The sequence below is a fragment of the Catonella sp. genome (assembly GCF_057250765.1).
Window position 1 is genome coordinate 1 of the sequence record NZ_DBHIEC010000037.1, and the last position, 5,212, is coordinate 5,212.

Consider the following 5,212-nt stretch of genomic DNA (forward strand, 5'->3'; position numbering starts at 1 on the left):
AACTGCAAATGATTGGAGGGTGTCAAATGAAAAACTATTATAAGAAAAGATATGCCTTATCTGAACAGGGGGCAGCCAATCTTTCAAAGTCGACTTTATACTGCTTTTTGACATATTGTATAAATATCGCTCCAATGTTTATTTTAATGGCATTGTTTAATCAACTTGTCATCGGAAAGGCATATAGTACCATACAATACATTGTTATGGGAGTGCTTACCTTAGTGCTTATGTATATCCTGCTCTCGAAAGAATATGTAAGTCTTTATAATGCGACATACAAGGAGTCCGCTAACTTAAGAAAGGGTATAGCAGAGAACCTGGCTGACCTGCCACTTGCGTATTTTTCAAAGCACGATTTGTCAGACCTTTCACAAACAATAATGTCTGATGTGGAGAGAATAGAGCATGCCATGAGTCACTCCATCCCTAAGGTAGTGGGTATGTGGATTTTCTTCCCGCTTATGGGGCTAATGATGCTTATTGGGAACTGGAAAATGGGACTTGCAGCCATGATACCTACCCTTCTTTGCTTCCTGATTACACCTTTAGCTAAGCAAAAGGAAGTATCTGAGTACAGCAAATATTTTGGGGTGCTTAGGGAGAATTCTGAGCTTTTTCAGGAGACCATAGAACTCCAGCAGGAAATAAGCAGTTTCAACCAGTCAGACAAGGTAAAAAAGTCCTTATATAAGAAAATGGAAGAGAGCGAGAGGGCACATTTTAAGGTTGAGCTTCTGTCTATGATTGCAGTAGGACTATCATCGTCCCTATCGTATATCAGTGTGGCTGTAGTAATAGCAGTAGGTGTACAGCTTCTAATACAGGGAGAGATTAGCCTTTTATACCTTATAGGTTACATTATAGGAGCAATCAAAGTAAAAGAGCTCTTTGATATCTCTGTCGAGGGTTTGACGGAAATGTCCTATATCGAGCCTGCGGTAAGGCGGATTAAGGGGATTAAGAGTGCGGTACTTCAGGAGGGTGAGGATACGGAGCTTACGAGATATGACATAGAGTTTAACCATGTATCATTTGCCTATGACAAAGTGAGTAAGGTGCTAAAAGATGTGAGCTTTACTGCAAAGCAGGGTGAAGTTACTGCCCTTGTAGGCTTGTCGGGCTCAGGTAAAACCTCTGTCTTAAGAGTAGTATCAAGGCTTTATGACTATGATGGAGGCAGCATACTGATAGACGGAAAAGACATTAAAAATATATCAACGGATTCTTTGTTTAAGAAGATATCCATAGTATTCCAGGATGTGACTCTCTTTAATACCAGTGTACTTGAAAATATAAGGCTTGGCAGGGAAAGTGCAACTGATGAAGAGGTAAAAGAGGCTGCAGCTCTTGCTAATTGCTTGGACTTTATAGAAAAGCTTCCGGAGGGCTTTAACACCAGAGTAGGTGAGAACGGAGCTGAGCTTTCAGGTGGAGAGAGGCAGAGGTTGTCGATAGCCAGGGCATTTCTTAAGGATGCACCTATTCTTATCCTGGATGAAATATCTGCAAGCCTTGATGTAGACAATGAGAAAAAGATTCAGGATAGCCTAAATAAGCTGATAAAGAATAAGACAGTCATCATCATTTCTCATAGGTTAAAGTCCATAGAAAATGTAGATAAAATAGTTGTTATTGACGATGGCAGGGTTGAAACAGCAGGAACTCATAAACAACTTTTAGAACAATCAAAGGTATATAAAAATCTTATTGAAAAAACTAACTTGGCAGAAGAATTTAGTTATTAAGGGGGATAGAGATGAAAGATAATAAGTTAAAAATAAAGGATTTGGTGACTATAGGAGTATTCACAGTAATATATTTTGTGTTTATGTTTGGTGTTGGGATGATGGGAGTAATACCGATTCTCTTCCTGATATATCCTACTGTACTGGGGATTGTAACCGGAACAATTATTATGCTTTTTATGGCAAAGGTACAAAAGCCTTGGGCACTGTTTATACTTGGGATGATTTCGCCTATTATTATGCTTTTAGGCGGCCACACTTATGTGATTGTCCTTCACTCACTGGTGGTGATGTTTATAGCTGAGATGATTAGAAGAGCTGGTGGATATAAATCTCTTAAGTTCAATATGCTTGCATTTATGGTATTTAATACCTGGATTTGCGGCTCTCTTATGCAGATGCTTTTGGCAAGAGAAAAGTATATTGAATTATCTATGATGATGGGGAAGGAATATGTGGATGCTCTGATAGAACTTATCACCTATCCGCATATGGCGCTTGTTTATGCAGGCGCTCTCATTGGAGGCCTTATAGGAGCGTACATTGGTAAAATTCTGCTTAAGAAACATTTTACGAAAGCAGGTATTGCCTGATGTTTTACAATCAGAATAACAGGCTCAATCCCAACCCCATAACCAAATTTATAGCGGTAATTCTACTTGGTATGGGAGTGGCGCATTCTATGAATCACTACTTGGAATGGGCGGCAGTACTTACCATTTCTACAATGTACTTTATAAATGGACTTATTAAGGACGGGATAAGGAACATCCTTGTATTTGGAGTTTTGTTTTTTGCGCCAAGTTTCAGTGTGCTTGCTACATTTCCACTTGTTTTGAAGATGCTTCTTTCCCTGGTTTTTGTATGCAGGATGTTTTATCTTCCGTATTCCGCAGGGAAATATATGATAAAAACCTCAGATGTGGGAAGTATCATTTCGTCAATGGATGCTCTTAAAATACCAAGCACCGTATCCATACCAATAGCAGTTATGTTTCGCTTCTTTCCGTCATTTGCAGAGGAGAGAAATAATATCAAGATGGCGATGAAGATAAGGGGAATAGATACCAAGAATCCTGTTAAATACCTGGAATACGTACTTGTTCCCCTCCTCATCATATCATCAAACATAGCTGATGATATAGCAAAGGCAGCAGAGACCAAATGTATAGCTAATCCTATTAAGAAAACAAGATATATAACTGTGGGAGTGCATTTGATTGATTTTATTTATATATCTTTGATAGCTGCAATTGCAGTCGGAGGTTTTGTATGCTGAGAATAGAGAATTTATCCCTTTCTTATGGGGAGAATAAGGTATTAAATGATATAAGCCTTAACATAGCTGATGGAGAATGTGTGTTACTTACAGGAGAGAGTGGAAGTGGGAAATCTTCTATTATCAACTCCATAAACGGCTTAGCCTTTGAATATGAAAATGCTCAAATATCAGGAAGTATTAAGGTTGGTGAAAAGGAGATTAAAAACCTTGAACTCTATGAAATATCTCTTATGATAGCCAGTGTTTTTCAAAACCCTAAGACACATTTTTTCAATGTGGATACCACTCTTGAACTTCTGTTTTATCTTGAGAACATAGGGCTTGATAAAAAAGAAATGGAAAGCCGAATGAAAGATATGCTTAATGTATTTGGGATAGAGTATCTACTGGGACGAAGCATATTTGAGCTCTCAGGAGGAGAAAAACAGATACTTTCTGTGGCAGCCTGTTATATATCCGGCTGTAAAATCATTGTGCTTGATGAACCGTCATCAAACCTAGACGATAAGTACATTGATATCTTAGAGGAAATGCTCATAATCCTTAAAAATAAAGGGATAACACTCATCCTTGCAGAGCATAGGATTTATTATTTAATGGGTGTGGCAGATAGAATAATTATCATTCAAAACGGAAGAATAGAGAGAGAGTACACTGCACAGGGCTTTTTGGAGGTTACGGATACAGAGATAGCTGCTCTAGGACTTCGCTCAAGGTATAAAACAGCCTTAAATAAGCCTAAAAACGATGGTGGCAAAGACCTGATAATAAAGAAACTTTCCTTTAATTTTGCCAACAAGGGAGAACTTAAAATGGATGATGTATCGTTTGACCTTGGGAAAATATATGGAATCGTAGGAAAGAATGGTTGTGGTAAGTCCACCTTCTTGCGAATTTTAACTGGTTTGGAAGAAAATGATAAAAGTGAGATATTATTCGGAGAGAGAGTTTGTAGTAAGAAGGAGAGAATTAAGGCTTCCTCGTTGGTCATGCAGGATGTCAATCACCAGCTATTCACTGATTCAGTCGAAGAGGAAATGAAGCTGGGAGTTAAAGAATTGAAACAGGATACTGTTGATAGAATTCTATCAGGGCTAGGCCTTACTGAACTAAGAGACAGACATCCTATGAGTCTTTCGGGTGGTCAAAAGCAAAGGGTCGCTATAGCTTCTGTTCTATGCAAAAACTCGAGATTCATATTCTTTGACGAGCCAACAAGTGGAATGGATTATAAAAATATGCTCAAAATATCAAAGCTGATAAAGAGCATGAAGACAGAAGATAACATCATCTTTATCGTATCTCACGATACAGAGTTCTTAAATGAGGTCGCCGACAGTATCCTCTGTCTGGAGGATTATAGGATATACAATTAGATGAAAAGAGACTGATACCCTAAGCCTGATAGCGGTTTGGGGTATTTTTGTGGTGCGCCTAGCGGCGCACGTTTCTAACGGGTGCAGTCCCGAATCCGCCCGGTAAAGGATGCGCTGAAAGCAAGGGTGCCTATGGTGACCTCGAATCTGAAGGAAGCCGGATATGAGGAAGTACTAACTCAAGGGCAAATCTCTGGTCTGACGAACAGAAATCTCATATGAGGTTATGCATGAGGATAAGACTGCATAACAAGCCAAAGTCCGATAACTACACGGAATCATGCATGATAAATGAGGCAGATAGATGGAGAGGAAGAAACGTGTGGTACCTAGGGAGGTCTGTGTGATAAGCCTTGAAAGAGGTAACCATTGCCTAAAGCAATACTGAACACACAGAAGTGGACAGAGGTCATAGTAGTCGAGAGACAAAGGACCGAATCAATAGGAGTCTCAAGTATGACTGAGAAAGAATTTATTTATAAGTTTAGCAGAAAAACTGCAAAAACAAGTCATAAATATTGACCAAGGCATTTTTAACTGTTATAATGGTGACTGAAAATACGAATACTGAGAATGGAGGTATTCAATTATGCTGATTCAGTTTACAGTTGAAAATCACAGGTCAATAAAAAACAGTGTCGTGATCAGCCTTGCGGCCTCTAAGGATAAGTCATTTGATGAGTATCTGCTTCATCCGGATGAAAAGAAGGCATTGCTGCCCGTACTTGCAATTTACGGTGCAAATGCAGCAGGAAAAAGTAACGTATTACATGCAATGATGACAATGAAAGAAATGGTTGTGGGAA

General features: G+C 38.9%; 5 protein-coding genes. All 5 read left to right on the plus strand.

The window, feature by feature from the left end; all coding sequences use genetic code 11:
- Positions 1–26: 26 nt before the first annotated feature.
- Positions 27–1,748 (plus strand): ABC transporter ATP-binding protein, encoded by a 1,722-nt coding sequence (locus ACO6HM_RS12195; protein ID WP_485391296.1) that lies wholly within the window; start codon positions 27–29, stop codon positions 1,746–1,748.
- An 11-nt stretch (positions 1,749–1,759) separates the two neighbouring features.
- Complete coding sequence (locus ACO6HM_RS12200; protein ID WP_208428447.1) at positions 1,760–2,341, plus strand: MptD family putative ECF transporter S component; 582 nt, start codon at positions 1,760–1,762, stop codon at positions 2,339–2,341.
- Complete coding sequence (locus tag ACO6HM_RS12205) at positions 2,341–3,027, plus strand: energy-coupling factor transporter transmembrane component T (RefSeq protein WP_485391297.1); 687 nt, start codon at positions 2,341–2,343, stop codon at positions 3,025–3,027. The genes ACO6HM_RS12200 and ACO6HM_RS12205 overlap by 1 nt, the downstream gene beginning before the upstream one ends.
- A complete protein-coding gene (locus ACO6HM_RS12210) occupies positions 3,021–4,406 on the plus strand; it encodes an ABC transporter ATP-binding protein (RefSeq protein ID WP_485391298.1) in 1,386 nt (461 codons plus the stop codon). The genes ACO6HM_RS12205 and ACO6HM_RS12210 overlap by 7 nt, the downstream gene beginning before the upstream one ends.
- Positions 4,407–4,995: 589 nt before the next feature.
- Positions 4,996–5,212, plus strand: a 217-nt coding sequence (locus ACO6HM_RS12215) for an AAA family ATPase (RefSeq protein ID WP_485391299.1), incomplete at its 3' end; no start/stop codon positions are given.

What these genes read in the sequence shown, in the direction of transcription:
- ACO6HM_RS12210 (WP_485391298.1), top strand. Translation starts at nt 3,021, where the DNA reads ATGCTGAGAATAGAGAATTTATCCCTTTCTTATGGGGAGAATAAGGTA.
- ACO6HM_RS12200 (WP_208428447.1), top strand. Translation starts at nt 1,760, where the DNA reads ATGAAAGATAATAAGTTAAAAATAAAGGATTTGGTGACTATAGGAGTA.
- ACO6HM_RS12205 (WP_485391297.1), top strand. Translation starts at nt 2,341, where the DNA reads ATGTTTTACAATCAGAATAACAGGCTCAATCCCAACCCCATAACCAAA.
- ACO6HM_RS12195 (WP_485391296.1), top strand. Translation starts at nt 27, where the DNA reads ATGAAAAACTATTATAAGAAAAGATATGCCTTATCTGAACAGGGGGCA.